We start from the raw sequence: 25,839 nt of genomic DNA, 5'->3' as shown, positions 1-25,839 counted from the left end.
GCGGACGAGCTAAGCGACAAACAAAACCCCGCCGGAGCGATCCGGCGGGGTTTTTGTTTGGGATGGCGAACACTCAATCCAGCAGTTGGTGTTGTCGCCCTGACAAAAGGCCGACGCGACGGAGAGCAGTCACGGCGCAGACACTCAGGTCCGAGCCGTGACGAGCGCTCAAGCGGCGGCCGAAACCTCGGCGCTGGTCGGGACGGAGGCGATCGTCTTCAGGATCTGAGAAGCGATCTGGTAGGGGTCGCCCTGCGAGTTCGGGCGGCGATCCTCGAGATAGCCCTTGTAGCCGTTGTTGATGAACGAATGCGGCACGCGGATCGAGGCGCCGCGATCGGCGATGCCATAGCTGAACCTGTTCCATGGCGCGGTCTCATGCTTGCCGGTCAGACGCTTGTCGTTGTCCGGGCCGTAGACGGCGATGTGATCCATCAGGTTCTTGTCGAAGGCTGCCATCAGCGCCTCGAAATAGTCCTTGCCGCCGACTTCGCGCATATAAGCGGTCGAGAAGTTGGCGTGCATGCCGGAACCATTCCAGTCGGTGTCGCCGAGCGGCTTGCAGTGGTATTCGATATCGATGCCGTATTTCTCGGTGAGGCGCTGCATCAGGTAGCGGGCCATCCACATCTGATCGGCGGCCTTCTTGGAGCCCTTGCCAAAAATCTGGAATTCCCACTGGCCCTTGGCCACCTCGGCGTTGATGCCTTCATGGTTGATGCCGGCGGCAAGGCAAAGGTCGAGATGCTCCTCGACGATCTGCCTGGCGACGTTGCCGACGTTGCTGTAGCCGACGCCGGTGTAGTACGGGCCTTGCGGCGCGGGGTAGCCGCTCTCGGGGAAGCCGAGCGGGCGGCCATCCTTGTAGAAGAAATACTCCTGCTCGAAGCCGAACCAGGCGCCCTCGTCGTCGAGGATGGTGGCGCGCTTGTTGGATGCATGCGGCGTCACGCCGTCCGGCATCATGACTTCGCACATGACGAGCACGCCATTGCTGCGCGCGGGATCCGGATAGATGGCGACCGGCTTCAGCACGCAGTCGGACGAGTGGCCTTCGGCCTGCATGGTCGAGGAACCGTCGAAGCCCCACAGCGGAAGCTGGTCGAGCGTCGGGAATTCGGCATATTCCTTGATCTGCGTCTTTCCGCGAAGGTTGGGAACCGGGGTGTATCCATCGAGCCAAATGTACTCGAGCTTGTATTTCGTCATTCTAGCCTCTCGTTGCTTTGATCACCGAACCTGGACGGCGCCGGCATGCCAGCCACCCTGCAGCCGACCTGCCGGGTTATTAAAAAGCAATTCGTGTGCCATTCTCACCGGCCAAGGATGCGACAAAACTGACGCCGCATCCCGACAAATCCGCTGCCGCGTAATCGCAATGCGTCCGGATCAATCACAAGCATGCTCTGCATAAATAACAGGCAGATACTGATCTTTTTATAATCATATTGCCTAACTGGATTGCAGAACCTATCTTCGGGAAAGATTGAATCGGCAAGGCTCTGCAGAAGAAGGGAAACCGACTATGGAAATCACTCCTGTCCGTCAGTCGGCCAAAATCCTGATGTTCCCGGTGGCAGCGCGCGCTTCTGCCTCAAATTTAAGCGGAAAGGCTAAGTTCGCGGCAGAGCTTGCTTCGTTGCGCAACCGTACGGATTTCGGAAGCGGCTGGTATCACGAAGCGGCCATCGAGGAAGAAAAACAGGACCGGAACAGCTAACCTTTCCTCCGCATCGCTTTGACGAATTGCAAAGCCCGGCGCGATCGCTCGCGCCGGGCTTTTCATTTTTGCTGTCAGGCGAGGATCAGGTCTTGGCGTGCAAGTCCGTTCCCAGCGTATCCCTAACAAAGATCGTACCGATGATCAGCGACATCGCCGCAATCACCACCGGATACCAGAGGCCGTAATAGATATCGCCGCTGTAGGCGCTGAGCGCGAACACCGTCGCCGGCAGCAGGCCGCCAAACCAGCCATTGCCGATGTGATAGGGCAACGACATGCCGGTATAGCGGATGCGGGTCGGGAACATTTCGACCAGGATCGCGGCGATCGGTCCGTAGACCATGGTCACGTAAATGACCAGGATGAACAGGACGCCGATGACCTTTGCCCAGTTGACCTGTTCAGGGTCGGCAAACATCGCAAAGGCGCCTGCCGCCGGGACGCTGTAGATGGTGATCTCGGGCACCGCCGCGGCCTCATCGGCCGTCAGCAGCTTGTCCTTGACCGCCCGGTCGGCCGCAACCGTCGTCTTGTCGCCGGCGCGGATTGCGGCGGCGTCGAGCTTCAGTTCCGGATTGGCCGCGACGAAGGCGTCAAGCTTCTGGTCGGCGACCTTGGCCGCAGCACGCTTCAGCGGATAGCCGCCGTCCCGCAATGCAATGTTGATTGCCTTCTTGAACGCGGCGTCGCTTGAAGTTGCCTTGCCTGCGGCTGCCACGGCATCATAGGACGCCACCGTTGCGGTGCCGATCTTGACACTGGCCGCGGCCCCCGGTGCCGCTGTCGTGACAATGTCATAGGGCACCGAGCTCTTGGCAAGGAAGTCCGTCGCAATATCGCACGACGTCAGAGGCTTGCGCGTTCCGGTCGGATTGAACTGGAACTTGCAGTCCCCAGGTGCAGCGGTAATCGTCGCACGGGTGTTTTGCTGTGCGGTGGCGAGCGCCGGGTTGGCTGCCCAGGTCAGCGCCTTGAACAACGGGAAGGTGGTGACGATCGCCAGCGCCAGGCCCGCCATGATGATCGGCTTGCGGCCGATCTTGTCGGAGAGCCAGCCGAACACGACGAAGAAGATCGTGCCGAGCGCCAGCGCGATGGCGATCATGATGTTGACCGACTGGCCGTCGACCTTGAGCACGTTCTGCAGGAAAAACAGCGCGTAGAATTGGCCGTTGTACCAAACCACGGCCTGGCCGGCAGTAAGGCCGAAAAGCGCCAAAATGGCGATCTTGGCATTTTTCCACTGTCCGAAGGCTTCCGTCAGCGGCGCCTTGGAGCCCTTACCCTCGTCCTTCATCCGCTGGAAGGTCGGCGATTCGGCAAGCGACAGGCGAATCCAGACCGATATGCCGAGCAGAATGGCTGAGAGCAGGAATGGAACACGCCAGCCCCAGGCCTCGAAATCCTCCTTGCTCAGCGAATTTTGCACGATAAGGATGACGACCAGCGACAGGAACAAGCCGAGCGTCGCCGTCGTCTGGATCCACGATGTGTAGAAGCCGCGACGGTCGTCGGGCGCATGCTCGGCCACATAGGTCGCCGCACCGCCATATTCACCACCGAGCGCCAGGCCCTGCAGCATCCGCAGCGCAATCAGGATAATAGGCGCTGCAATGCCCCAGCTTGCCGAACCAGGCAGCAGGCCGACCAGGAAGGTCGACAGGCCCATGATCATGATAGTGACGAGAAAGGTGTATTTGCGACCTACGAGATCACCGATGCGGCCAAACACCAGCGCGCCGAACGGGCGCACGAGGAAGCCAGCGGCGAAAACCAGCAGCGTAAAGATGTTGCGCGTCGCTTCCGGATACGAGTTGAAGAATGTCGAGCCGATCGCTGCCGCCAATGCGCCGTAGAGATAGAAATCGTACCATTCGAAAACGGTGCCGAGCGAGGAAGCGAAGATGACTTTCTTCTCTTCCCGCGTCATTCCGCGGCTTGCTCTGCCGGCGGTCGCTGCCATTGCCATGAATTCGTCCTCCCGTGACATCTCGCTGTGCTTGATGCTGCGCGGTGTCGCCTCTGGACACGAACTCGGGCAGCTATCGCCGCGAGAAGTGACAGAAAGCGCCGCCCAGAGGCAGCCCGTCTTTGGGATTATGACTTTGGTCCAATGCATCGCCCGAACATCGGAATCGATGTTCGGAAAGCACGATGCATAGATTCAAAGTGTTAGAGCGTATTTTGCACGTCCAACTGGAACGCACGTCGCTCTAATAGGGCAAGGCGAAACGAATGAGGGCGGCGATTGCCGTCAGCCCTTGAGCGCCTCGAGGAGACCGACGGCGGCCATCATGTCGCGCTTGCGGTGGGCACGGCGGGCGACGGCTTCCGCGTCATGGCCCCAGTGCTCGGCCTGCCAGTCCTCGTCGACATGGCCGGCGGCCCAGGCTGCCTCGCCGTCGATCTCGCCGAAATCGACGGCCAGCGCCAGCAGTGCCGATCCCGTCAGCGACATCATGACGTGGATGGCGGCAAGCCGGAGCGGGTCGGCACGCTGGGCAAGATGAACGCCGAGCACCGCGATGCTCTCGCGCGGCTGCTCGACATGGATCACCCCTTCGGCGAGTTGAAACCGGGCGCCGAGCGCGCTCCGCGCCCAATCGATGACGGGGTCCCAATATTCGTTCTGCCGATCGACGAGCCCTTGGGGGGCGTCGGCGCGATAGCAGAGCAGGTCGGACGAGGCAAAGCGCAGGATGTCTTCCAAAACCGCCTGCGGGTCGCTGGCGACGCCGTCGATGGCCGTGTTGACCAGACGCATGACCGGCATCGTCATCGGGTCGATCGTCTCGCCTTGCGCAGCGAACTCGCCGGCGACCAGAGCGGCGGCTTTTTCGGTCGGCAGGATCAGAAGCGCTTTGCCCGGCGTACGGACCGGCTTGCCATCGAGATGAACCGCAAAACCAGCTTCGGCCGGTGCGACCGAGACGGTTTTGTAGAAGCGTTTCGGCAGATGCGTCTTCATCTGGATCTGGGCACGGCGTACCGGATCCGGATCGGAAAGCTGCTTTCCCGCTTCGAGGTCGTTGAGAATATCGCGCATGCCGGAGCCTTTCATCCGGGGATCTGTTTTCGGGCCGGCCGATTCACAATGATCAGACCGGCTGCGATGAGGCCGAGTGCCAGGAAAATACGGATGGTCAGCGGCTCGTTCAAGAAGATGGCGCCGCACAGAACGCCGAACACCGGCGAAAGAAAGGTGAAGCTCGACAGGCCCGATGCCGGATAGCGCCGCAGCAGCCAGAACCAGAGCACATAGGTGAAGGCGACGATGTAGACCGCCTGGAAAAGGAGGGCCAAGGTCGGCAAAGCGGCGAAGTCGCGGACGGGCGGCCCGGCGAAAGGCAGCACCAAGGCGCCGACCATCGCAGCGCCGGCCAGTTGGTAGAGCAGCAACTTCTCGGCGCTCGTTTCCGCCAGTTTCGTGCGCTTGATGACGATGTAGGTCAAAGCCCACAGAATGCCGGCGCCGAGACTGAGCAGATCACCAATCAGGGTCGCACCGTTATCGGCGCTCAACTGGTCGGAGAACACCGCGACCAATCCGGCGAAAGCGAGCAGAAGGCCGACGAGCCGGCGCGCGGTGATGCGTTCGTTGAGCAGGAAATGCCCGCCGACCAGCACCCAGAACGGCATGGTGTTGACCAGCAAGGTGTTGCGCGCGACGGTCGTCTGTTCGAGCCCGACATAGAGAAACAGGAACTCGAGACCAAAAAGCGCGCCTGCCAGAATGCCGGCGACAAGGGTTCCGTCGCGGGTAAAAAGCGCAATGCCGCGCCAGCGGCACCAGACGAGAACGCACAGCCCGCCGATGACCGACCGTGCGATCGACAGGAAAACGGGATCGTAGCCGGCATAGGAGATCTTGGCGGCGACGTAGTTCAGCCCCCAGGAAAAGGTCAGCCCGACCATGATGGCGGCGGCCGCCATGTCGACCCTGTCGCGACGGTCGAGCGTATCTGTGGCCATGCCCACTGGAACTAGTCCTCCGCGCTGGCGTCGTCGAAGCCGATCAGGTTCCAGCTCTGGCGCATATGCGGCGGCATCGGTGCGGTGACGTCGATGAAACCCTTGTCGGGATGCGGGATGACGATGCGGCGCGCGTGCAGATGCAAGCGGTTCTGCATGCCGCCGGGAAAATCCCAATTGGTATCGGCCTCGAAATATTTGGGATCGCCGATGATCGGGCAGCCGATGTGAGCGGCATGGACGCGAAGCTGGTGGGTGCGGCCGGTATAGGGTTCCATCTCCAGCCAGGACAGGGTCTGCGCCGCCTGCTCGACGATCCGGTAATAAGACACTGCGTGGTCGGCGCCCTTTTCGCCATGCTTGGCGACGCGCACGCGGTCGCCGTCGGGCGTCGGTTCCTTGATCAGCCAGGTCGAGATCTTGTCCTCGCGCTTCGGCGGCACGCCCTTGACCAGCGCCCAATAGGTCTTCTTGGTCTCACGCGCCCGGAACGCCTCGGCAAGCTTCATGGCGGCGAGCCTGGTGCGGGCGACGACCAGCACGCCTGACGTGTCGCGGTCGAGCCGGTGCACCAGACGCGGTTTCTCGCCCTTCTGGCTGCGCCAGGCTTCCAGCATGTCGTCGACATTGCGGGTGACACCTGAGCCACCCTGGACGGCGAGGCCGGCCGGCTTGTTGAAGACAAACACTTTTGGATCTTCATGGATCAGCATCTTGGCCAGAACGTCGGCGTCGCCCTGGTTGCGGATCGAGTGACCGGTGAGCGGGCTCTCGCCCTTCTTGTCCACTTCGAGCGGTGGGATGCGAACCGTCTGGCCCGGCTCGACGCGGGTATCGGCCTTAACCCTGCCGCCATCGACGCGGATCTGGCCGGATCGCAGCAGCTTTTGCAGATGGCCGAAGCCAAGACCCGGAAAATGGGTCTTGAACCAGCGATCGAGCCGCATGCCCGCCTCGCCGGCCTCCACCGTGATCTGTTCTACGCCTGCCATTGTCTCGTTTTTACCCGTTTCTAGCGCATGACCTGAAATCGATCTTCGGAAAGGGTCATGCGCAAATCAAAAAGCTACAGCGTCCTTGGCGCGCCCTGAGGGGCACGCGGCGCTGCAAGCGGGGGCAATAGCATTAAGGCAGGCTTCTTGCGAGCCAAAGACCCAGAAACAGGGCAATGATCGCGCCAATGAGGCTGGCAAGGGCGTATCCGAACGCCGGCAGCGTCGCGCCGCGCTCCCACAGCGTCGCGAAATCGAGCGAAAAGGCGGAGAACGTGGTGAAGCCGCCGAGGATGCCGGTGGCGACGAACAGCCGAAGCTCGTTCGATCCGCCGTAGCGCCGCGCCAGGGTCGTGATGAACAGGCCCATGGCAAAGGAGCCGACAATGTTGATCGCCATCGTGCCCCAGGGAAAACTCGGGCCGACAAGACGCAGCGCAACGAAATTGACGACGTGCCGGAGCCCGGCACCAATAGCGCCGCCCGCAGCAACGAGGAGGAGATTGATCATCGCCGTTTACTGCCCTTACAGGGTGGCTCGGTCAATCCCTGCCCCTGAGCGGGAAAGTAGCGCGAGCCTACTTTTTCCGCTCGCCGCGCAGCTTCGCCCAATAGTCGAGCCGCTTCCTGATATCACGCTCGAAACCGCGCTCGGGCGGATCATAGAATTTACGGCGGCCCATCTTTTCCGGAAAATAATCCTGTCCGGAAAAAGCGTCCGGCTCGTCGTGGTCGTAACGGTAGCCGGCGCCGTAATCTTCTTCCTTCATCAGCTTGGTCGGCGCGTTGAGGATGTGTTTGGGCGGCAGCAATGAGCCGAACTCCTTAGCCGCCTGTGTGGCGGCCTTGAAGGCGGTGTAGACGGCGTTGGATTTGGGCGCGCTGGCGAGATAGACCGTGGCCTCGGCGAAAGCGAGCTCGCCCTCTGGCGAGCCCAGATAGTCGTAGGCATCCTTGGCGGCATTGGCGACGACCAGCGCCTGCGGGTCTGCCAGCCCGATATCCTCCATCGCCATGCGCACCAGGCGGCGGCCGAGATAGAGCGGGTCCTCGCCGGCATCGAACATGCGGGCGAGATAATAGAGGGCGGCGTCGGGGTCGGAGCCGCGCACCGATTTGTGCAGCGCCGAGATCAGATTGTAATGGCCGTCCTGGCCCTTGTCGTAGATCGGCGCGCGGCGCTGGACGATGCGCTGCAGGCCCTCGGCGCCGAACACCTCGCCTGACTTCGCGGCGCGCCAAACCTCTTCTGCCAGCGTCAGTGCCGCACGACCATCGCCATCGCTCATGCGGACGAGCATCGCCCTCGCCTCGTCGTCGAGCGGCAGCGCCCTGCCCTCGGTCTCCTCGGCACGGGCCAGCAGTTTTGCGATGCTGTCCTCACCGAGCGAATGGAAGACCAGCACGCGGGCGCGGGATAGAAGCGCGGCATTCAGCTCGAAGGACGGGTTTTCGGTGGTGGCGCCAACCAGCACCACGGTGCCATCTTCCATCACAGGCAGAAAACTGTCCTGCTGGGCGCGGTTGAAGCGATGGATCTCGTCGACGAAGAGCAGCGTCTGACGGCCGTTGGTGCGGCGCAGCTTCGCCGCCTCGAACACTCTCTTCAGGTCGGCGACTCCGGAAAAGACCGCCGATATCTGTTGGAACGCAAGGCTGGTTTCGCCGGCAAGCAGCCGCGCGACCGTGGTCTTGCCCGTCCCGGGCGGCCCCCAGAAGATCATCGAGCCGAGCGAGCCGGAGCCGATCAGCCGCGTCAGCGCGCCGTCGGGTCCGGTCAGATGCTCCTGGCCGACGACCTCGCTGAGGTTCTGCGGGCGCAGCCGGTCGGCCAGCGGCCTGCCGGGCGGCGCCTTTTCCGGTTCATCGACACTGAACAGATCGGCCATGCACGTCTTTTCGTTGGAGCGCGATCTCGTCCGAAGGATCGACGCTCGGGCTCAGTAACGCAACACCTGGCGCAGTATCTGCCCGCCGCGCTCGACGGTAAAGCGCCACCAGCGCGTCTCCTGCATGGCTGCCTGCTCCAGGGTCGCCGCGGTATCGATGGTCAAGCCGTTGACCTCGCGAACGATGTCGCCCGGCTGGAAGCCGAAACCGGCTGCGGGCGAACCGCGATTGATGTCGATCACCGTAACACCCTTGACGTCCGTGCGAATGCCGAGCCGCTGGGCGAGCCGCGGCGACAGTTCCGCAACCTTGGCACCGGAGAACGGGCTGCGACCGCGCAGCGTCACTTCCGCGAGTTTCGCACCTTCCGGCGCACGCTCCAGCGCGATGTCCATCGCCGCTTGCTGGCCTTTGCTCAGAACGGCGAAGCTGGCATTGATGCCGATCGACAGCGTGGCCATCCGGTAATCCAGCGCCTCGATGCTCTCGACCGGCGTGCCATTGAGCGACAGCACGACGTCACCGGCCTTGAGCCCCGCCTTGGCCGCCGGCCCAGCTTCGTCGATGGAGGAAACCAGTGCCCCGGTCGGCGTCTCGAGACCGAGCGATTCGGCGATTTGCGGCGTCACGCGCTCGAATTCGGCGCCGATATACGGCCTCTCGAAGAAGTCGCGCCCGGCCTTGGCCGCATCGGCAAACGCGCGAACCATATTGGAGGGAATAGCAAAGCCGATGCCGATCGAGCCACCGCTGCGGCTGTAGATTGCCGTGTTGATGCCGACCAGTTGGCCACCCATGTTGATCAGCGCACCGCCGGAATTGCCGGGATTGATCGCAGCGTCGGTCTGGATGAAGAAACTGGAATCGGAAACGCCGATGTGGCTGCGGGCAAGTGCCGAAACGATGCCGCTGGTGGTGGTCTGGCCGACACCGAAGGGGTTGCCGATGGCCAACAACAGGTCGCCGACCTCGAGCGCGTCGGAATCGCCGATGGCGACGACCGGAAATGGCTTGTCGGCGGAGATCTTGAGCACGGCGAGGTCAAGCGTCTCGTCCTTGAGCAGCACCTTGCTGTCGAATTCACGCCCGTCCGCGGTGGCGACCTTGACCTGATCGGCGTCCTTGATGACGTGGAAATTGGTGACCACTATGCCTGTCGGGTCGACCAGCACGCCGGAGCCGAGCGAAGACTGCGCACGCGGCTGCGAACGGCCGAAGAACTCTTCGAAGAACGGATCGCCGTCGAAGGGCGACCTCAGCCTGGCCGTTTGCGAGGCATAGACATTGACCACGGCCGGCGCCGTCTGCTTGACCAGCGGCGCAAACGACAGCTGCATCTCCTCGCGGCCGAACGGCACGCGCTTGTCTGGGCCGGAGGTGGCATTTTCGCCTTCGGCGCCGCGCAACATGTCGGTCAGCACGTCGGACAGACCGGGATCGGCCTTGGTGTCCTGAGCCAGCGCCTGCCTGGCCGCCGGCACGAGCGCCGCCGCCATCAAGGCGCAGAGTAGAACAAGGGACATCCGTTTTACGCGCATTCCGAATCCTCCGGGGTCGGGCGCCATTGTCCCGACGATTGTGCAAAATGAAAGGCTAAGTCGATGAAATCTAATTATTCTCGAGGAAAAGACATGGGCTTAAGTCAAGACAGTCCCCGCAATGCTCCCTACCGCGTCCAGAACGCACAAAAGGGCCCGCAGGCCCTTTTGAACTCCTTGAGGGAAACCGAAGCTTATGCGGCTGCGGCTTCCTCGTCGGTGCCTTCTGCCTCGATGCGGGCACGGTCGCCGGCGCCCTTGGCCGAGGTGTCGCGATCGACGAACTCGATGACCGCCATGGCGGCATTGTCGCCGTGGCGGAAGCCCGCCTTCATGATGCGCAGATAGCCGCCGTTGCGGGTGGCGTAGCGCGGCGCGATCGTGTCGAACAGGCGCTTGACGACGCCTTCATTGCCGATCTGGGCAATCACCTGGCGGCGGGCATGCAGGTCGCCGCGCTTGCCTAGCGTCACCAGCTTCTCGACGATCGGACGCAGATCCTTCGCCTTCGGCAAGGTGGTGAGGATCTGCTCATGCTCGATCAGCGACACGGCAAGATTGGCAAACATCGACTTGCGGTGGCTTATGCTGCGGGCGAACCGGCGGCCTTTAAATCCGTGGCGCATGGCTCTTCTCCTGGTGTTGTGGGCGGTTGGCCCGGCTGTTTCGTTTTGTGAATGGTCAATAGTGAATGGTGAATGGAAGGGCTCTACCTCTCCGAAGTCGCCGACCACGACCATTCACCATTTCACCATTCCCAATTCACCGGTCAGTATTGATCTTCGTAACGCTTGGCGAGGTCTTCGATGTTTTCCGGCGGCCAATCCGGCACTTCCATGCCGAGGTGCAGGCCCATCGCCGCCAGGACTTCCTTGATCTCGTTCAGCGACTTGCGGCCGAAGTTCGGGGTGCGCAGCATCTCGGCTTCGGTCTTCTGGATCAAGTCGCCGATATAGACGATGTTGTCGTTCTTCAGGCAGTTGGCCGAACGCACCGAAAGCTCGAGTTCGTCGACCTTCTTGAGCAGCGCCGGGTTGAAGGCAAGCTCGGTCACCTGCTCGGCGGCGACTTCCTTCTGCGGCTCGTCGAAATTGACGAACAGGCCAAGCTGGTCCTGCAGGATGCGGGCGGCGAAAGCCACCGCATCCTCGCCCGAGATCGAACCGTCGGTATCGATCGTCATGGTCAGCTTGTCGTAGTCGAGAACCTGGCCCTCGCGGGTGTTCTCGACCTTGTAGGAGACCTTCTTGACCGGCGAGTAGAGGCTGTCGACCGGGATGAGGCCGATCGGCGCGTCTTCGGCGCGATTGCGGTCGGCCGGCACGTAGCCCTTGCCGGTATCGACGGTGAACTCCATGCGGATTTCTGCGCCCTCGTCCAGCGTGCAGATGACGTGGTCGGGATTGAGGATCTCGACGTCGCCGACCGTCTGGATGTCGCCGGCCAGAACAGCGCCCGGTCCCTGCTTGCGCACGACCATGCGCTTGGGGCCGTCACCTTCCATGCGGATGGCGATTTCCTTGATGTTCAAGACGATGTCGGTCACGTCCTCGCGCACGCCGGCGATGGACGAGAATTCATGCAGAACGCCGTCGATCTGCACGGCGGTCACAGCCGCGCCACGCAGCGAAGACAGAAGCACGCGACGCAGCGCATTGCCGAGGGTCAGACCAAAGCCGCGCTCGAGCGGCTCGGCGACCAGCGTGGTCAGTGTCTTCTTCTTCGAAGAGAACTCGATCTTGTTCGGCTTGATCAGTTCCTGCCAATTTTTCTGGATCATGATGCTTTCCTTCCGTTGACCCGCCACCATCCAATCGTGGCGGGCGACCTGGAATGCCGTGGAGGAACGCTCCTGGCGTTCGCGCGGCGTTCGGTAATTTTTTCCCTAAAGCGCGTAGCGCTTCAGGTCTCTGTTCTTATGCCTGTCGTTGCCCCAAAACCGCTGCGCTCTCGGTTCAGGCCCGAGGCAATGCTTGGGCGACAATCTTTAGACGCGGCGCTTCTTGCGCGGGCGGCAGCCATTGTGCGGGATCGGCGTCACATCACGGATCGAGGTGATGGTGAAGCCGGCTGCCTGCAATGCGCGCAGCGCCGATTCACGACCGGAGCCGGGTCCGCAGACCTCGACCTCAAGCATGCGCATGCCGTGTTCCTGGGCCTTCTTGGCAACGTCCTCGGCAGCCATCTGGGCAGCGAACGGGGTCGACTTGCGAGATCCCTTGAAGCCCTGGGCTCCCGCCGACGACCAGGCAATCGAATTGCCCTGCGCGTCGGTGATGGTGATCATCGTGTTGTTGAAGGTCGAGTTGACGTGGGCAACGCCCGACGAGATATTCTTGCGTTCGCGACGGCGAACACGTGTGGCTTCCTTGGCCATGATGGTCCTTTCAGTTGATCTCTACACCGCCGTAATGCCAGCGGCTCCACCTTCGTAAGGGAGTAGGGGAATAGGGCAGTAAGGGAGTAGGGAAACGCGCAATCCAATTGGCGGCTGTTCCTACTGCCTTACTCCCCTACTCCCTTATTCCCCTAAATTACTTCTTCTTGCCGGCGATCGACTTGGCCGGACCCTTGCGGGTGCGCGCATTGGTATGCGTGCGCTGGCCGCGAACCGGCAGCGAGCGGCGATGACGCAGGCCTCGGTAGCAGCCGAGGTCCATGAGCCGCTTGATGTTCATCGACACTTCGCGGCGCAGATCGCCCTCGACCTGGTAGTCACGGTCGATCGTCTCGCGGATCTGCAGCACTTCCGCGTCGGTCAGCTGGTTGACGCGGCGCTCGGCCGGGATGCCGACCTTTTCGACGATCTCCTGGGCGAAGCTCTTGCCAATGCCGTGAATGTACTGAAGCGCAATGACGACGCGCTTGTTGGTCGGAATGTTGACGCCGGCTATACGAGCCATGTTCTTCTCTTCTCCATGTGGGCCGGACAAGCCGGCGCTATCAAAGTTGCCCCGCGTCCGGTGGAGGCCGGCCCATGCGGGAGTTTCCAGTTCAAAGCGGCTGCCTTGCCCTTGCGGGCAAGCAAGCCTCATGCCTGATAGGAAGACGGGCCGCCATACCCCAGCGAACCGCTCCAGTCAAGCGCAATCGTTTATTTTCCGTTCGCAGACCGTTGGGCCGCCGCTGGGGTCGCAGCCGTGAGCACCGCGTCGATCTGCCGCGTCACCGCATCGATGTCGGCCATGCCGTCGACACCTCTGAGCTTGCCCTTGGCATAGTAGTAGCCGATCAGCGGCGACGTTTTCTTGTAGTACTCCTTCAGGCGCTCTTCGAACACCGCCGGATTGTCGTCCTTGCGCACCGGCAGACCCGCTGCCTTGGCCTCTTCGGCGCGCTTGCCGATTCGACCAACCAGCGCCTTGTCGTCGACGACAAGCTCGATGACGGCGTCGAGAGTGAGGCCGCGAGCCGAGAGCATCGATTCAACCGCGTCCGCCTGCACCAGGGTTCGCGGATATCCGTCAAGGATGAATCCCCCGGCACAATCGGCCTGATCGATGCGCTCAGCGACGATGGCGTTGACGATGGCGTCGGAAACCAGTTCGCCAGCGTCCATCACCGCCTTGGCCCGTTTGCCGACTTCAGTGCCGGCCTGGACAGCAGCGCGCAGCATATCGCCCGTCGAGAGTTGGGGAATGCCGTATTTTTCTACCAGTCTTTGTGCTTGTGTCCCCTTGCCCGCCCCTGGCGGCCCAAGCAATATCAACCTCATCTGGCCTTCTTCCCCCCGCGCAGCTTCGACTTCTTGATCAGGCCCTCATACTGGTGCGCGATCAGGTGACCCTGAATTTGCGCCACCGTGTCGAGCGTTACACTGACCACGATCAGAAGCGATGTGCCACCGAGGTAGAATGGTACGCCAGTCGCTGAAATCAGGAACTCGGGCAGCAGACACACCAGCACCAGATAAATGGCGCCGACGACAGTTATGCGGGTAAGGACATAGTCGATGTAATCGGCGGTGCGCTCGCCCGGACGGTAGCCCGGAATGAAACCCGAATGCTTCTTGAGCTGGTCGGCGGTGTCCTTCGGGTTGAAGACGATCGCCGTATAGAAGAAGGCGAAAAACACGATCATCGCCGCATAGAACGCCATGTAGAGCGGCTGCCCATGGCCGAGTGCCGCGAGGACGGTGCTGGCCCAGGCTGGCATGTTGGTCGTCTGCGAGAAACCGGCGACCGTCGCCGGCAGCAACAGCAGCGAAGAGGCGAAGATCGGCGGAATGACGCCGGCGGTGTTGAGCTTGAGCGGCAGGTGCGAGGTGTCGCCCTGGAACATGCGGTTGCCGACCTGGCGCTTTGGATACTGGATCAGCAAGCGCCGCTGGGCGCGCTCGAAGAACACGATCAGCGCGATGACGACGACGGCAAGAACGATGATCGCCAGGATCAGGCCGGTCGACAGCGCGCCGGTGCGGCCAAGTTCCAGCGTACCGGAGATGGCTTGCGGCAGGCCGGCGACGATGCCGGCAAAGATGATCAGCGAAATGCCGTTGCCGATGCCGCGGGCGGTGATCTGCTCACCGAGCCACATCAGGAACATGGTGCCGCCGACCAGCGTGATGACGGTCGAGATGCGGAAGAACATGCCGGGATCGCTGACGATGCCGTTGCCGCCTTCCAGTCCGACCGCAATGCCGTAGGCCTGGACCAGCGCCAAAAGCACGGTGCCGTAGCGGGTATACTGGTTGATGACCTTGCGGCCCTGCTCGCCTTCCTTCTTCAGCGCCTCCAGTGACGGGATGACGGAGGTCATCAGCTGCATGATGATGGAAGCGGAAATATAGGGCATGATGCCGAGGGCAAAGATCGCCATGCGCTCGACGGCGCCACCGGCGAACATGTTGAACATGCCAAGCACGCCCTTGCTCTGCGACGAGAAGGCCTGGGCGAAAGCGTCGGGATTGATGCCGGGCAGCGGGATATAGGTGCCGAGGCGGTAGACGAGCAGCGCGCCAACGGTGAACCAGATGCGCTTCTTCAGATCCTCCGCCTTGGCGAAGGCCGAGAAATTCAGATTCGAGGCTAGTTGTTCAGCAGCCGAAGCCATGCCTGATTCTCCGCTTGGTCACGCTCGATGGCCCGCAACTCAGGCGGCGCGTGTCACCGAAGCTCACGAGATAAGCTCCGGACTGCAAACATGCAAGCGGCCGCGTTGACGCGGCCGCCATATTGAGAAGATCAAAGCGCAATCAAAAGCGAAACGTGTTCCACTCTTGCCGATCGCGCTTCAAATCGCCGTTACTCGGCTGCTGCCTTTTCCGGCAGCTTCACGGAACCGCCGGCCTTTTCGATCTTCTCGATGGCAGCCTTGGAGGCGCCGGCCACGTCGAAGGCAAGCTTTGACTTGATCTCGCCGTCGGAGAGGATGCGCACGCCGTCCTTGACGCGGCGGATGACGCCGGCCGCGACCAGCGCTTCGGCGGTCACGGTCGTCTTGGCGTCGAGCTTCTTGGCATCGAGCGCAGTCTGGATGCGGGCCAGCGACACGACGGCAAAGCTCTTGGCGAAGATGTTGTTGAAGCCACGCTTCGGCAAGCGCCGGTAGAGCGGCATCTGGCCACCCTCGAAGCCGTTGACGGCGACGCCGGAGCGCGCCTTCTGGCCCTTGACGCCGCGACCGGCGGTCTTGCCCGAGCCGGAACCGATGCCGCGGCCGAGACGCTTCCTGGAATGCGTCGCGCCGTCCTTGTCACGCAGATCGTTGAGTTTCATCTGAGTTCTCCTGCGCTCTGGTTCAGCCCTCGTCCACGACGCGGACGAGATGCTGGACGGCAGCGATCATGCCGCGCACTGAGGGGGTGTCCTCCAGCGTGCGCTGCTTGTGCATCTTGTTGAGGCCGAGGCCGACCAGCGTCGCGCGCTGCTCCTTCGGCCGGCGGATCGGCGAACCGATCTGCTCGACGGTGATGGTCTTGGTTGCTTTCTTGGCCATGGTCAATATCCCTGGTCAGCGTTGACTATTCTTCGGCCGCAACGGCGGTGCCGCGGCGGGCCTGAAGGGTCGAATACTTGATGCCGCGCGCGGCAGCCACATCCTTGGGATGCATCTGGCTCTTCAGCGCGTCGAAGGTGGCGCGAACCATGTTGTAGGGGTTCGACGAACCCATCGACTTGGCGACCACGTCATGCATGCCGAGCGTCTCGAAGACGGCGCGCATCGGGCCGCCGGCGATGATGCCGGTACCCTGCTTGGCAGCGCGCAGCAGAACGCGTCCGGCGCCCCAGCGTCCTTCGACGTCGTGATGCAGCGTACGGCCCGAGCGCAGCGGCACGAAGATCATGTCGCGCTTGGCCGATTCGGTCGCCTTGCGGATCGCCTCTGGCACTTCGCGCGCCTTGCCATGACCGAAGCCGACGCGGCCCTTCTGGTCGCCGACGACGACGAGTGCTGCAAAGCCGAAGCGCCGGCCGCCCTTGACGACCTTGGCAACGCGGTTGATGTGGACGAGCTTGTCCACCATGCCGTCGTCGCGCTCTTCGCGATCACGGCCGCGGCCGCCATCCCTACGTTCCTGTGCCATATCCTGTTCCTTGTTTTTTTCCGGAAGCACGGTTGATGATGATATCCGGTTCCCTCTGTGGGTTGCCGGGAGCGAAACTCATTTTTCCCTTCGCATGATCTTATCCGAAAAGTCTGCAACTTATTGCTGCGCTGACCTCCGGTTGGGGATCATGCTTTAGAAACTCAAGCCGCCTTCACGGGCAGCCTCGGCCAGCGCCTTGACGCGGCCGTGATAGATGTACGGTCCGCGGTCGAAGACGACTTCCTTGACGCCGGCCTTCGAGGCGCGCTCGGCAATCAGCTTGCCGATTGCCACAGCGGCGGCAGTGTCGGCACCGGTCTTGAGCGACCCCTTCAGGTCCTTCTCCAGCGTCGAGGCGGCAGCGATGGTGTGGCCCTTGGCGTCGTCGATGACCTGGACGTAGATGTTCTTCGACGTGCGGTGGACCGACAGACGCGGACGCTCGCCGGCGACCTTCTTGATCTGGCGGCGGACGCGCTGAGCGCGGCGTTGGGTGGAGTCTTTCGAGCCCATGATATCAGTTCCTTGCCTTCAAAAAACGGGGGCAACCCTGTGCGGTAGGACAAGCCTCCCGCGACCGCTCCCCGCGGCGTTGATTTGCAGTGAATGGTGAATGGAAAAATGGTGCTGCCATTTACCATTCACCGTTCGCCATCGACGAAATTACTTCTTCTTGCCTTCCTTGCGGACGATCTTCTCGCCAGCGTAACGAACGCCCTTGCCCTTGTACGGCTCGGGACCGCGATATTCGCGGATCTCGGCAGCAACCTGACCGACCTTCTGCTTGTCGATGCCGGTCACGGTGATTTCCGTCGGCTTCGGCACGGTGATGGTGATGTCCTGCGGCGTTTCGTAGACGACGTCATGGCTGAAGCCGAGCGCCAGCTGCAGGTTCTTGCCCTGCATGGCGGCGCGATAGCCGACGCCGGTAATCTCGAGCTTCTTTTCGAAACCGTCCTTGACGCCCTGCAGGATGTTGACGATCTGCGTGCGCGACATGCCCCATTTGGAACGGGCGGTCTTGGTCTGGTCGCGTGGCTGGACAGCGATCTCGCTGCCTTCCATCTTGACCAGCACTTCGTCGTTGACCACGAACTTCAGCTCACCCTTGGGGCCCTTCGCCGTGACGGTCTGGCCGTCGACGGTCGCGGTCACGCCCTGCGGCAGCGAAACGGGTTTCTTTCCAATACGAGACATTGTTGTCTCCTCTTTCCTTAACTGCTGTGAATGGTGAATGGTAAAATGGTGAATAGCGCGATCAAAGTCTCGTGCAGTCTCACCATTCACTATTCACCATTGACCATTCACCCTTAGAATATCTGGCAGAGGATTTCCCCGCCGACATTCTGTTCACGCGCTTCGTGGTCGGCCATCACGCCCTTCGGCGTCGAAAGGATGGCGATGCCGAGGCCGTTGGCGACGTGCGGGATCGACTTCGCCGAAACGTAAACGCGACGGCCCGGCTTCGAGACGCGGGCGATTTCGCGCACTACCGGCGCACCGTCGAAATACTTCAGCTCGATCTCGATTTCGGACTTGCCGTTGTCGAAGTCGGTCTGGCTGTAGTCGCGGATATAGCCTTCCGCCTTCAGCACGTCGAGGACGCGGGTCCGCAGGCGCGAGGCCGGCGTCGAAACGCTCGACTTCTTGCGGCCATAGGCGTTGCGGATGCGGGTCAGCATATCGCCGAGAGGATCGCTCAATGACATGTTATGTCCTCCTTACCAGCTCGACTTGACCAGGCCCGGGATCTGGCCGTTGTTGCCGAGATCACGAAGCGCGATGCGCGATACTTTGAGCTTGCGATAATAGGCACGCGGACGTCCGGTGACTTCGCAGCGGTTGCGGATGCGGATCTTGGCCGAGTTGCGCGGCAGTGCCGCAAGCTTCAGCTGAGCGCGGAAGCGCTCTTCCATCGGCTTGGACTGATCCATGATGATCGCCTTGAGGACCTTACGCTTGGCAGCGTACTGGTCCACAAGCTTGCGGCGCCTGTTGTTCTTCTCGACTGAGCTGGTCTTTGCCATTTCAGATTTTTCCTTTTCTCGCTGCCGTTACTGGCGGAAGGGGAAGTTGAAGGCCTTGAGCAATGCCCTGGCTTCGTCGTCCGTCTTCGCAGTCGTACAAACGATGACGTCCATGCCCCAGATCTGATCAACCTTGTCGTAGTTGATCTCCGGGAACACGATGTGTTCCTTGATGCCCATGGCATAGTTGCCACGGCCATCGAAGCTCTTCGGATTGAGTCCGCGGAAATCGCGGACGCGCGGCAGCGCGATGTTCACGAGGCGGTCGAGGAACTCGTACATGCGTTCCTTGCGCAGCGTGACCTTGGCGCCGATCGGCATCTTTTCGCGGACCTTGAAGCCAGCGATCGAGTTGCGCGCATGGGTGACGACGGCCTTCTGGCCGGCGATCAGCGCCAGATCTTCCGCCGCGATCGAAGGCTTCTTCGAATCGCCGGTCGCTTCGCCGACGCCCATGTTCAGCACGATCTTGTCGATGCGCGGAACCTGCATCTCGTTCTCGTAGCCGAACTGCTCCTGCAGCGCCTTGCGGATGGTCTCGTTGTAGACCTGCTTGAGGCGCGGCGTGTTCTGGGCAGTCGCCTGCTTGGTTTGAGCCTTAGCCATTGATGACTTCTCCCGAGCGCTTGGCGACGCGCACCTTCTTGCCGTCCTTCTGGAAGATGAAGCCGACACGGGTCGGCTTGCCATCCTTGGGGTCGGCCAGCGCGATGTTCGACAGCTGGATCGGCGCTTCCTTGGTGATGATCCCGCCCTCTTGGGACTGGGACTGCTTCTGGTGACGACGGATCATGTTGACGCCGCGCACCAGCGCGGTGTCTTCCTTCGGCTGTACCGAGAGGACTTCGCCCGAACGGCCCTTGTCCTTGCCGGCCAGCACGACGACCTTGTCGCCTTTTCTAATCTTCTGCATTGGTCCGGCTCCTTACAGCACTTCAGGCGCGAGCGAGATGATCTTCATGTGGTTCTTGGCGCGGAGTTCGCGCGGAACCGGTCCGAAGATACGCGTGCCGATCGGCTCTTTCTTGTTGTCGACGAGAACGGCCGCGTTCTTGTCGAAACGGATCACGCTGCCGTCCGGGCGGCGGATGTCCTTGGCCGTGCGAACCACGACCGCCTTCATCACATCGCCCTTCTTGACGCGGCCGCGCGGGATGGCTTCCTTGATCGACACCACGATGATGTCGCCCACGGAAGCGTATTTCCGCTTCGAGCCGCCCAGCACCTTGATGCACATGACACGACGGGCGCCGGAATTATCCGCGACGTCGAGGTTTGTTTGCATCTGAATCATGACTGGCCGCCTTCTTCTCTTCTAACGGGACGGGCGCAAAGCCCCTCCCCGGTCTGTCCAAAATTCGTTGTTTACGCCTGGTCCGAAGACACGACGGTCCAGCGCTTGTCCTTGGAAATCGGCTTCGATTCCTGGATGAACACCTGATCGCCGACCTTGTGGGCGTTGTTCTCGTCGTGCGCCTTGTACTTCTTGGTCATGCGCACGGTCTTCTTCATCACGGGATGCGTGAAGCGCCGTTCGACCTTGACGACAACCGTCTTCTCGTTTTTGTCGCTGACGACGGTGCCCTGCAGAATGCGCTTTGGCATGGTTTTCGTCCTTAAGCCTTCTTAGCCGCGGACTTTTCCGCAGCGATGGTCTTGATACGCGCAATGTCCTTGCGGACCTGCCTCACGCGCGCGGTCTTCTCGAGCTGGCCGGTGGCCTTCTGGAAGCGCAGGTTGAACTGCTCCTTCTTCAGGCTGGCCAATTCGTCGGTCAGCTGGTCCTGGGTCTTGGTCCGGATGTCTTCGGCTTTCATGATCAGCCCGTCCTTATTCTGCGATGCGCTGTACGAAGCGCGTCCTGACCGAGAGCTTGGCCGCGCCGAGACGCAGCGCCTCACGGGCGGTTTCCTCATTGACGCCGTCGATCTCGAACATGATGCGGCCGGGCTTGACGCGCGCCGCCCAGTAATCGACCGCGCCCTTGCCCTTGCCCATGCGGACTTCGGTCGGCTTCGACGTCACCGGCACGTCCGGGAAGATACGAATCCAGACGCGGCCGGCGCGCTTCATCTCGCGGGTGATCGCGCGGCGGGCCGCCTCGATCTCACGCGCGGTGACGCGGTTCGGCTCAAGCGCCTTCAGCCCGAAACCGCCGAAATCCAGATTGGTGCCACCCTTGGCGGCACCGTGGATACGACCCTTGAACTGCTTGCGGAACTTTGTGCGCTTTGGCTGCAGCATCGTTCTAACTCCAAATTCTCAACTGTCTCAGGCGTTTTCGCGACGGCGACCGCGTTCGCGCTCACCACCACCGCCATGCGCATGATCGCCCTCGGTGGCGCGGCGCTCCGAAGCCATCGGGTCGTGCTCGAGGATTTCGCCCTTGAACACCCAGACCTTGACGCCGCAGATGCCGTAGGCGGTGTGTGCTTCGGCCGTGCCGTAGTCGACGTCGGCGCGCAGCGTATGCAGCGGCACGCGACCTTCGCGATACCATTCCATGCGCGCGATCTCGGCGCCGCCGAGACGGCCGGCGCAGTTGATGCGGATGCCTTCGGCACCAAGGCGCATCGCCGACTGCACGGCGCGCTTCATGGCGCGGCGGAACGCGATACGGCGCTCGAGCTGCTGGGCGATCGACTGGGCGACCAACGTCGCGTCGATCTCGGGCTTACGCACTTCGACGATGTTCAAATGCGTCTCGGACTTCGTCATTTCCATCAGCTTCCTGCGAAGCTTCTCGATGTCGGCGCCCTTCTTGCCGATGATCAGGCCCGGACGCGCCGCATGGATGGTGACGCGGCACTTCTTGTGCGGACGCTCGATCACGACCTTCGAAATCGCAGCCTGCTTGAGTTCCTTCTCAAGATAGTTGCGGATCTTGATGTCCTCGTGCAGCAGCTTGCCGTACTCGCCGGTGTTGGCGAACCAGCGCGAATCCCAGGTGCGGTTGATGCCGAGACGCAGACCGATCGGATTGATTTTCTGGCCCATTATGCGGCCTCCACTTTTTCTTCGACTTCACGAACGACGATCGTGAGGTGCGAGAACGGCTTCTCGATACGGCTGGCGCGGCCACGGCCACGGGCATGGAACCGCTTCATGACGATCGACTTGCCGACATAGGCTTCCGCCACGATCAGCGCATCGACGTCGAGGTCGTGGTTGTTTTCCGCGTTGGCGATCGCCGATTCCAGCGTCTTCTTGACCGTGCCGGAAATCCGCTTGGCCGAGAATTCGAGATCGGAGAGCGCTGTCGCGACCTTCTTGCCGCGGATCAGCGCGGCAACCAGGTTCAGCTTCTGCGGGCTGATACGGATCGTGCGCAACACGGCGCGCGCTTCGTTGTCAGCAAGCCTGCGCGGAGCTTTGGCCTTGCCCATGATTATTTCCTCTTCGCCTTCTTATCCGCGCCGTGACCGTAATAGGTCCGGGTCGGAGCGAATTCACCGAACTTGTGGCCGACCATGTCCTCGTTCACCGAAACGGGAACGTGCTTCTGGCCGTTGTAGACACCGAAGGTGAAGCCGACGAACTGCGGCAGGATGGTGGAGCGACGGCTCCACATCTTGATCACCTCATTGCGACCACCTTCACGAACCTTGTCCACCTTCTTGAGAAGGTAACCGTCAATGAAGGGGCCTTTCCAAATCGAACGAGTCACTTGGCGTTACCTCTTCTTAGCTCTTGCGCTGATGGCGCGAGCGCAGGATGAACTTGTCGGTCGCCTTATTGGACCGCGTCTTCTTGCCCTTGGTCGGCTTGCCCCAAGGCGAAACCGGATGGCGGCCACCCGAGGTGCGGCCTTCGCCGCCGCCGTGCGGATGGTCGACCGGGTTCATGGTCACGCCGCGGTTGTGCGGACGTTTTCCCCGCCACACCGTGCGGCCTGCCTTGCCGTCATTGATGTTGCCGTGGTCCGGGTTGGACACGGCGCCGACAGTGGCCATGCACGAGCCGTGGACGACACGCTGCTCGCCGGAGTTCAGGCGCAGGATCGCCATGCCCTGGTCGCGGCCGACGAGCTGGGCATAACCGCCAGCCGAACGGGCAACCTGGGCGCCCTTGCCCGGCTTCAGCTCGATGTTGTGGACGATCGTGCCGACCGGCATCGAGGCCAGCGGCATTGCATTGCCCGGCTTCACGTCGACCGCTTCGCCGGCCACAATCTTGTCGCCGGCAGCAATGCGCTGCGGAGCGATGATGTAAGACAGCTCGCCATCGTCATACTTGATCAGCGCGATGAAGGCGCTGCGGTTCGGATCGTATTCGATACGCTCGACCGTGCCGACAATGTCGAACTTGCGGCGCTTGAAGTCGATGATGCGGTACGTACGCTTGTGACCGCCGCCGATGAAGCGGGCGGTGATGCGGCCGTAATTGTTGCGGCCGCCCGATTTGGTCAGGCCCTGGGTCAGGCCCTTGACGGGCTTGCCCTTGTAGAGGCCCGAGCGGTCGACGATGACCAGCTGGCGGGTGCTCGGCGTTATCGGGTTGAATTTTTTCAGTGCCATGTCTGTTGTCCTCGCGGTCTTGCTCAGAGACCCGTCGCGACGTCGATCGACTGGCCGTCGGCCAGCGTCACAATCGCCTTCTTGACGTCGCTCTGGCGGCCGATCGTGCCGCGGAAGCGCTTGATCTTGCCCTTGCGGACAAGCGTGTTCACGGCCATCACCTTGACGCCGAACAGCGCTTCGACGGCAGCCTTGATTTCCGGCTTCGACGCCTTCTTGGCGACGTTGAAGACGACCTGGTTCTGCTCGGAAGCCATGGTCGACTTTTCGGTGATCGCCGGCGAGACGATCACGTCGTAGTGACGAAGGTCGGTCATTTGAAGCGCTCCTCGAGAGCCTCGACGGCGGCCTTCGAAAGGACCAGCGTGCCGCGGCGCAGAATGTCGTAGACGTTGATGCCCTGGATGGGCAGCACGTCGATGTTCGGGATGTTCGTCGCCGCCAGCTTGAAATTCTTATCGAGCTCGGCGCCGCCGATCAGCAGGGCGTTGGACAGGCCCAGCGTCGCGAAATTCGCGATCAGCGCCTTGGTCTTGGCCTCAGTCAGCATCAGCTCATCAATGATGATGAGCGAGGCGCTCTTGGCCTTGGCCGAGAGCGCATGCTTGAGGCCCAGCGCACGCACCTTCTTCGGCAAATCGTGCTCGTGACTGCGGACGACCGGGCCGTGGGCCTTGCCGCCGCCGCGGAACTGCGGAGCGCGTGCCGAATGGTGACGGGCGCGGCCCGTGCCTTTTTGCTTGTACATCTTGGCGCCGGTGCGGGCGATCTCGGCGCGACCCTTGGTCTTGTGCGTGCCCTGCTGCTTCTTGGCAAGCTGCCAGCGCACGACGCGCTGCAGGATGTCCTCGCGCGGATCAAGGCCGAAAATCTCCTCGGAGAGTTTCACCTTGCCGGCGTCCTTGCCGCCAAGCGTTGTGATCTTGAGGTCCATTATTCCGCTCCCTCTGTGGCCGGGACATCTGCTGTGGCCGGGGCATCGTTCTTGGCGCCACCATTGGTTGCAATGGCGCGGATTGCGGCGGGCTTCGGCGCATTGGCCGGCAGCGCAACCTTGGCCGCGTCACGGACCAGGATCCAGGCGCCCTTCGAACCGGGAACCGCGCCGCGGATCAGGATCAGACCACGATCGGCATCGGTCGAGACGACCTCGACATTCTGCGTGGTGACGCGGGTGTCACCCATGTGGCCGGCCATATGCTTGCCCTTGAACACCTTGCCCGGGTCCTGGCGCTGGCCGGTCGAGCCGTGCGTACGGTGCGAGACCGAGTTGCCGTGGGTCGCGCGGCCGCCGCCCATGTGGTGCCGCTTGATGACGCCCTGGAAACCCTTGCCGATCGTGGTTCCCGTCACATCGACCTTCTGGCCGACGACGAAATGATCGACGGTGATCTCGGCGCCAACATCGATCATGTTGTCGGCGGAGACGCGGAACTCGGCAACCTTGGCCTTCGGCTCGACGGAAGCGGTCGCGAAATGGCCGCGCATCGCCTTCGACGTGTTCTTCACCTTGGCAAGGCCAACGCCGAGCTGGACGGCGGTATAGCCGTTCTTCTCCTGCGTGCGCTGCGCCACGACCTGGCAGTTCTCCATCTGGAGAACGGTGACGGGAACATGTTCCCCGGCATCGTTGTAGATGCGGGTCATTCCCACCTTCTTTGCAATCACACCTGAACGCATCGGTTCATTCCTTTAGAGTTCCCTGTCGGGGCTGTCGCCCCTCCACGCCTCTTGTTCCTTCAGAGTTCCCTGTCGGGGCTTTCGCCCCTCCACGCCTCTTGTTCCTTCAGAGTTCCGGGTCGCCCCGCCGCTCTGGTTCCTTAGAGCTTGATCTCGACGTCGACACCGGCGGCAAGATCGAGCTTCATCAAAGCGTCGACCGTCTGCGGGGTCGGATCGACGATGTCGAGCAGACGCTTGTGCGTGCGCATCTCGAACTGCTCGCGGCTCTTCTTGTCGACGTGAGGCGACCGGTTGACCGTGAACTTTTCGATCCGCGTCGGCAGCGGAATGGGGCCGCGGACGTTGGCGCCGGTGCGCTTGGCCGTCGACACGATTTCCCGCGTCGAGGCGTCAAGCACCCGGTGATCAAACGCCTTCAGGCGGATGCGGATATTCTGTCCGTTCATGCGTCACTTCCTTGTTCTGGCGCGGCGCGGGCAGCGCCCGCGACAGATCGGTTTAAGTCCAAATTACTCTTTGATGGTGACGACGATGCCGGCACCGACGGTGCGGCCGCCTTCACGGATGGCGAAGCGCAGCTTCTCTTCCATGGCGATCGGCACGATCAGCTCGACATCGACGGTGATGTTGTCGCCCGGCATCACCATCTCGGTGCCTTCCGGCAGCGACACGATGCCGGTCACGTCGGTCGTGCGGAAGTAGAACTGCGGCCGGTAGTTGGTGAAGAACGGCGTGTGACGGCCGCCCTCGTCCTTGGTCAGGATGTAGGCCTCGGCGACGAACTTCTTGTGCGGCTTGACCGTGCCCGGCTTGGCCAGAACCTGGCCGCGCTCGACACCTTCACGGTCGACACCGCGCAAGAGCGCGCCGATGTTGTCGCCGGCCTGGCCTTGGTCGAGCAGCTTGCGGAACATCTCGACGCCGGTGCAGGTCGTCTTGGTGGTCGGACGGATGCCGACGATCTCAAG

37 protein-coding genes are annotated in these 25,839 nt (G+C 62.0%); 1 reads left to right on the top strand and 36 read right to left on the bottom strand.

What is annotated here, in order from left to right; translation table 11 throughout:
- Positions 1 to 168: 168 nt before the first annotated feature.
- Positions 169 to 1,209 carry a glutamine synthetase beta-grasp domain-containing protein gene (locus AC0L2C_RS25070; RefSeq protein ID WP_023799266.1) on the bottom strand — a complete coding sequence of 347 codons (1,041 nt, stop codon included), beginning with the start codon at positions 1,207 to 1,209 and terminating at the stop codon, positions 169 to 171.
- A gap of 316 nt (positions 1,210 to 1,525) precedes the next feature.
- Here AC0L2C_RS25070 and AC0L2C_RS25065 point away from each other — a divergent pair, with 316 nt between their 5' ends.
- A complete protein-coding gene (locus AC0L2C_RS25065; protein WP_128169090.1) occupies positions 1,526 to 1,720 on the top strand; it encodes a DUF2735 domain-containing protein in 195 nt (64 codons plus the stop codon).
- 85 nt (positions 1,721 to 1,805) lie between these two features.
- Here AC0L2C_RS25065 and AC0L2C_RS25060 read toward each other — a convergent pair whose 3' ends face one another.
- From AC0L2C_RS25060 to AC0L2C_RS24890, 35 genes are all read right to left on the bottom strand, one after another.
- Positions 1,806 to 3,692, bottom strand: coding sequence for an MFS transporter (locus AC0L2C_RS25060; protein ID WP_473524671.1), 1,887 nt, complete (start codon positions 3,690 to 3,692; stop codon positions 1,806 to 1,808).
- A gap of 285 nt (positions 3,693 to 3,977) precedes the next feature.
- Complete coding sequence (locus tag AC0L2C_RS25055) at positions 3,978 to 4,769, bottom strand: ATP12 family chaperone protein (protein ID WP_473524670.1); 792 nt, start codon at positions 4,767 to 4,769, stop codon at positions 3,978 to 3,980.
- Between the two features lie 11 nt (positions 4,770 to 4,780).
- Complete coding sequence (locus tag AC0L2C_RS25050; protein WP_287067831.1) at positions 4,781 to 5,695, bottom strand: DMT family transporter; 915 nt, start codon at positions 5,693 to 5,695, stop codon at positions 4,781 to 4,783.
- 11 nt (positions 5,696 to 5,706) lie between these two features.
- Positions 5,707 to 6,687, bottom strand: a complete 981-nt coding sequence (locus AC0L2C_RS25045) for an RluA family pseudouridine synthase (protein ID WP_091591186.1) — start codon at positions 6,685 to 6,687, stop codon at positions 5,707 to 5,709.
- Between the two features lie 133 nt (positions 6,688 to 6,820).
- The gene (gene crcB, locus AC0L2C_RS25040) at positions 6,821 to 7,198 is read right to left on the bottom strand and encodes a fluoride efflux transporter CrcB (RefSeq protein WP_128169094.1); all 378 of its coding nucleotides are present in this window, start codon (positions 7,196 to 7,198) and stop codon (positions 6,821 to 6,823) included.
- A 67-nt stretch (positions 7,199 to 7,265) separates the two neighbouring features.
- Positions 7,266 to 8,576 (bottom strand): replication-associated recombination protein A, encoded by a 1,311-nt coding sequence (locus AC0L2C_RS25035; protein WP_128177335.1) that lies wholly within the window; start codon positions 8,574 to 8,576, stop codon positions 7,266 to 7,268.
- Positions 8,577 to 8,627: 51 nt separating this feature from the next.
- Positions 8,628 to 10,115, bottom strand: coding sequence for a DegQ family serine endoprotease (locus tag AC0L2C_RS25030; RefSeq protein ID WP_473524669.1), 1,488 nt, complete (start codon positions 10,113 to 10,115; stop codon positions 8,628 to 8,630).
- Positions 10,116 to 10,309: 194 nt separating this feature from the next.
- Positions 10,310 to 10,741, bottom strand: a complete 432-nt coding sequence (gene rplQ, locus AC0L2C_RS25025) for a 50S ribosomal protein L17 (RefSeq protein WP_023799277.1) — start codon at positions 10,739 to 10,741, stop codon at positions 10,310 to 10,312.
- 143 nt (positions 10,742 to 10,884) lie between these two features.
- Positions 10,885 to 11,895 carry a DNA-directed RNA polymerase subunit alpha gene (locus AC0L2C_RS25020; protein WP_023799278.1) on the bottom strand — a complete coding sequence of 337 codons (1,011 nt, stop codon included), beginning with the start codon at positions 11,893 to 11,895 and terminating at the stop codon, positions 10,885 to 10,887.
- A 207-nt stretch (positions 11,896 to 12,102) separates the two neighbouring features.
- Positions 12,103 to 12,492, bottom strand: a complete 390-nt coding sequence (gene rpsK / locus AC0L2C_RS25015) for a 30S ribosomal protein S11 (protein WP_023799279.1) — start codon at positions 12,490 to 12,492, stop codon at positions 12,103 to 12,105.
- A 157-nt stretch (positions 12,493 to 12,649) separates the two neighbouring features.
- On the bottom strand, positions 12,650 to 13,018 hold the full coding sequence (rpsM, locus tag AC0L2C_RS25010) for a 30S ribosomal protein S13 (RefSeq protein WP_473524668.1): 369 nt from the start codon (positions 13,016 to 13,018) through the stop codon (positions 12,650 to 12,652).
- A 191-nt stretch (positions 13,019 to 13,209) separates the two neighbouring features.
- A complete protein-coding gene (locus AC0L2C_RS25005) occupies positions 13,210 to 13,830 on the bottom strand; it encodes an adenylate kinase (RefSeq protein WP_287067820.1) in 621 nt (206 codons plus the stop codon).
- On the bottom strand, positions 13,827 to 15,167 hold the full coding sequence (gene secY, locus AC0L2C_RS25000) for a preprotein translocase subunit SecY (protein ID WP_287067821.1): 1,341 nt from the start codon (positions 15,165 to 15,167) through the stop codon (positions 13,827 to 13,829). The genes AC0L2C_RS25005 and secY overlap by 4 nt, the downstream gene beginning before the upstream one ends.
- Before the next feature lie 191 nt (positions 15,168 to 15,358).
- Positions 15,359 to 15,832 carry a 50S ribosomal protein L15 gene (gene rplO, locus AC0L2C_RS24995; protein WP_473524667.1) on the bottom strand — a complete coding sequence of 158 codons (474 nt, stop codon included), beginning with the start codon at positions 15,830 to 15,832 and terminating at the stop codon, positions 15,359 to 15,361.
- A 22-nt stretch (positions 15,833 to 15,854) separates the two neighbouring features.
- Positions 15,855 to 16,052 carry a 50S ribosomal protein L30 gene (rpmD, locus tag AC0L2C_RS24990; RefSeq protein WP_006205449.1) on the bottom strand — a complete coding sequence of 66 codons (198 nt, stop codon included), beginning with the start codon at positions 16,050 to 16,052 and terminating at the stop codon, positions 15,855 to 15,857.
- Between the two features lie 25 nt (positions 16,053 to 16,077).
- Entirely contained in the window at positions 16,078 to 16,641 is a 564-nt protein-coding gene (gene rpsE / locus AC0L2C_RS24985) for a 30S ribosomal protein S5 (RefSeq protein ID WP_006333394.1), read from the bottom strand.
- Between the two features lie 156 nt (positions 16,642 to 16,797).
- Positions 16,798 to 17,157: a 50S ribosomal protein L18 gene (rplR, locus tag AC0L2C_RS24980; RefSeq protein ID WP_023799284.1), complete on the bottom strand. Its 360-nt coding sequence runs from the start codon at positions 17,155 to 17,157 to the stop codon at positions 16,798 to 16,800.
- 150 nt (positions 17,158 to 17,307) lie between these two features.
- Complete coding sequence (gene rplF / locus AC0L2C_RS24975; RefSeq protein WP_023799285.1) at positions 17,308 to 17,841, bottom strand: 50S ribosomal protein L6; 534 nt, start codon at positions 17,839 to 17,841, stop codon at positions 17,308 to 17,310.
- Positions 17,842 to 17,954: 113 nt separating this feature from the next.
- Positions 17,955 to 18,353, bottom strand: coding sequence for a 30S ribosomal protein S8 (gene rpsH, locus AC0L2C_RS24970; RefSeq protein WP_006205453.1), 399 nt, complete (start codon positions 18,351 to 18,353; stop codon positions 17,955 to 17,957).
- Between the two features lie 12 nt (positions 18,354 to 18,365).
- Positions 18,366 to 18,671 carry a 30S ribosomal protein S14 gene (gene rpsN, locus AC0L2C_RS24965; RefSeq protein ID WP_023799286.1) on the bottom strand — a complete coding sequence of 102 codons (306 nt, stop codon included), beginning with the start codon at positions 18,669 to 18,671 and terminating at the stop codon, positions 18,366 to 18,368.
- A gap of 27 nt (positions 18,672 to 18,698) precedes the next feature.
- Positions 18,699 to 19,277 carry a 50S ribosomal protein L5 gene (rplE, locus tag AC0L2C_RS24960; protein ID WP_023799287.1) on the bottom strand — a complete coding sequence of 193 codons (579 nt, stop codon included), beginning with the start codon at positions 19,275 to 19,277 and terminating at the stop codon, positions 18,699 to 18,701.
- Positions 19,270 to 19,584 (bottom strand): 50S ribosomal protein L24, encoded by a 315-nt coding sequence (gene rplX / locus AC0L2C_RS24955; RefSeq protein WP_013531428.1) that lies wholly within the window; start codon positions 19,582 to 19,584, stop codon positions 19,270 to 19,272. Before rplX ends, rplE begins: the two co-directional genes overlap by 8 nt.
- 12 nt (positions 19,585 to 19,596) lie before the next feature.
- Positions 19,597 to 19,965, bottom strand: a complete 369-nt coding sequence (gene rplN / locus AC0L2C_RS24950) for a 50S ribosomal protein L14 (RefSeq protein ID WP_006205457.1) — start codon at positions 19,963 to 19,965, stop codon at positions 19,597 to 19,599.
- 71 nt (positions 19,966 to 20,036) lie between these two features.
- The gene (rpsQ, locus tag AC0L2C_RS24945; RefSeq protein WP_023799288.1) at positions 20,037 to 20,276 is read right to left on the bottom strand and encodes a 30S ribosomal protein S17; all 240 of its coding nucleotides are present in this window, start codon (positions 20,274 to 20,276) and stop codon (positions 20,037 to 20,039) included.
- An 11-nt stretch (positions 20,277 to 20,287) separates the two neighbouring features.
- A complete protein-coding gene (rpmC, locus tag AC0L2C_RS24940; RefSeq protein ID WP_023799289.1) occupies positions 20,288 to 20,488 on the bottom strand; it encodes a 50S ribosomal protein L29 in 201 nt (66 codons plus the stop codon).
- A gap of 13 nt (positions 20,489 to 20,501) precedes the next feature.
- Positions 20,502 to 20,915, bottom strand: coding sequence for a 50S ribosomal protein L16 (gene rplP / locus AC0L2C_RS24935; RefSeq protein ID WP_023799290.1), 414 nt, complete (start codon positions 20,913 to 20,915; stop codon positions 20,502 to 20,504).
- Positions 20,916 to 20,942: 27 nt separating this feature from the next.
- Complete coding sequence (rpsC, locus tag AC0L2C_RS24930; protein WP_091591196.1) at positions 20,943 to 21,668, bottom strand: 30S ribosomal protein S3; 726 nt, start codon at positions 21,666 to 21,668, stop codon at positions 20,943 to 20,945.
- Entirely contained in the window at positions 21,668 to 22,057 is a 390-nt protein-coding gene (rplV, locus tag AC0L2C_RS24925) for a 50S ribosomal protein L22 (protein ID WP_023799292.1), read from the bottom strand. The genes rpsC and rplV overlap by 1 nt, the downstream gene beginning before the upstream one ends.
- A gap of 2 nt (positions 22,058 to 22,059) precedes the next feature.
- The gene (rpsS, locus tag AC0L2C_RS24920) at positions 22,060 to 22,338 is read right to left on the bottom strand and encodes a 30S ribosomal protein S19 (RefSeq protein WP_006205463.1); all 279 of its coding nucleotides are present in this window, start codon (positions 22,336 to 22,338) and stop codon (positions 22,060 to 22,062) included.
- Positions 22,339 to 22,354: 16 nt separating this feature from the next.
- Complete coding sequence (gene rplB, locus AC0L2C_RS24915) at positions 22,355 to 23,188, bottom strand: 50S ribosomal protein L2 (protein WP_128177330.1); 834 nt, start codon at positions 23,186 to 23,188, stop codon at positions 22,355 to 22,357.
- A 23-nt stretch (positions 23,189 to 23,211) separates the two neighbouring features.
- Complete coding sequence (locus AC0L2C_RS24910; RefSeq protein ID WP_010909275.1) at positions 23,212 to 23,505, bottom strand: 50S ribosomal protein L23; 294 nt, start codon at positions 23,503 to 23,505, stop codon at positions 23,212 to 23,214.
- The gene (gene rplD, locus AC0L2C_RS24905; protein ID WP_027154042.1) at positions 23,502 to 24,122 is read right to left on the bottom strand and encodes a 50S ribosomal protein L4; all 621 of its coding nucleotides are present in this window, start codon (positions 24,120 to 24,122) and stop codon (positions 23,502 to 23,504) included. Before rplD ends, AC0L2C_RS24910 begins: the two co-directional genes overlap by 4 nt.
- Positions 24,122 to 24,868, bottom strand: a complete 747-nt coding sequence (gene rplC, locus AC0L2C_RS24900; protein ID WP_236372875.1) for a 50S ribosomal protein L3 — start codon at positions 24,866 to 24,868, stop codon at positions 24,122 to 24,124. Before rplC ends, rplD begins: the two co-directional genes overlap by 1 nt.
- A gap of 140 nt (positions 24,869 to 25,008) precedes the next feature.
- Positions 25,009 to 25,317, bottom strand: a complete 309-nt coding sequence (gene rpsJ, locus AC0L2C_RS24895; protein WP_006205468.1) for a 30S ribosomal protein S10 — start codon at positions 25,315 to 25,317, stop codon at positions 25,009 to 25,011.
- Positions 25,318 to 25,380: 63 nt separating this feature from the next.
- Positions 25,381 to 25,839 (bottom strand): EF-Tu C-terminal domain-related protein (locus tag AC0L2C_RS24890; protein ID WP_353828761.1); only part of this gene is annotated, 459 nt, incomplete at its 5' end.

Source organism: Mesorhizobium sp. WSM4845 (genome assembly GCF_055811455.1).
This window is presented reverse-complemented; position numbering and strand designations above follow the sequence as displayed.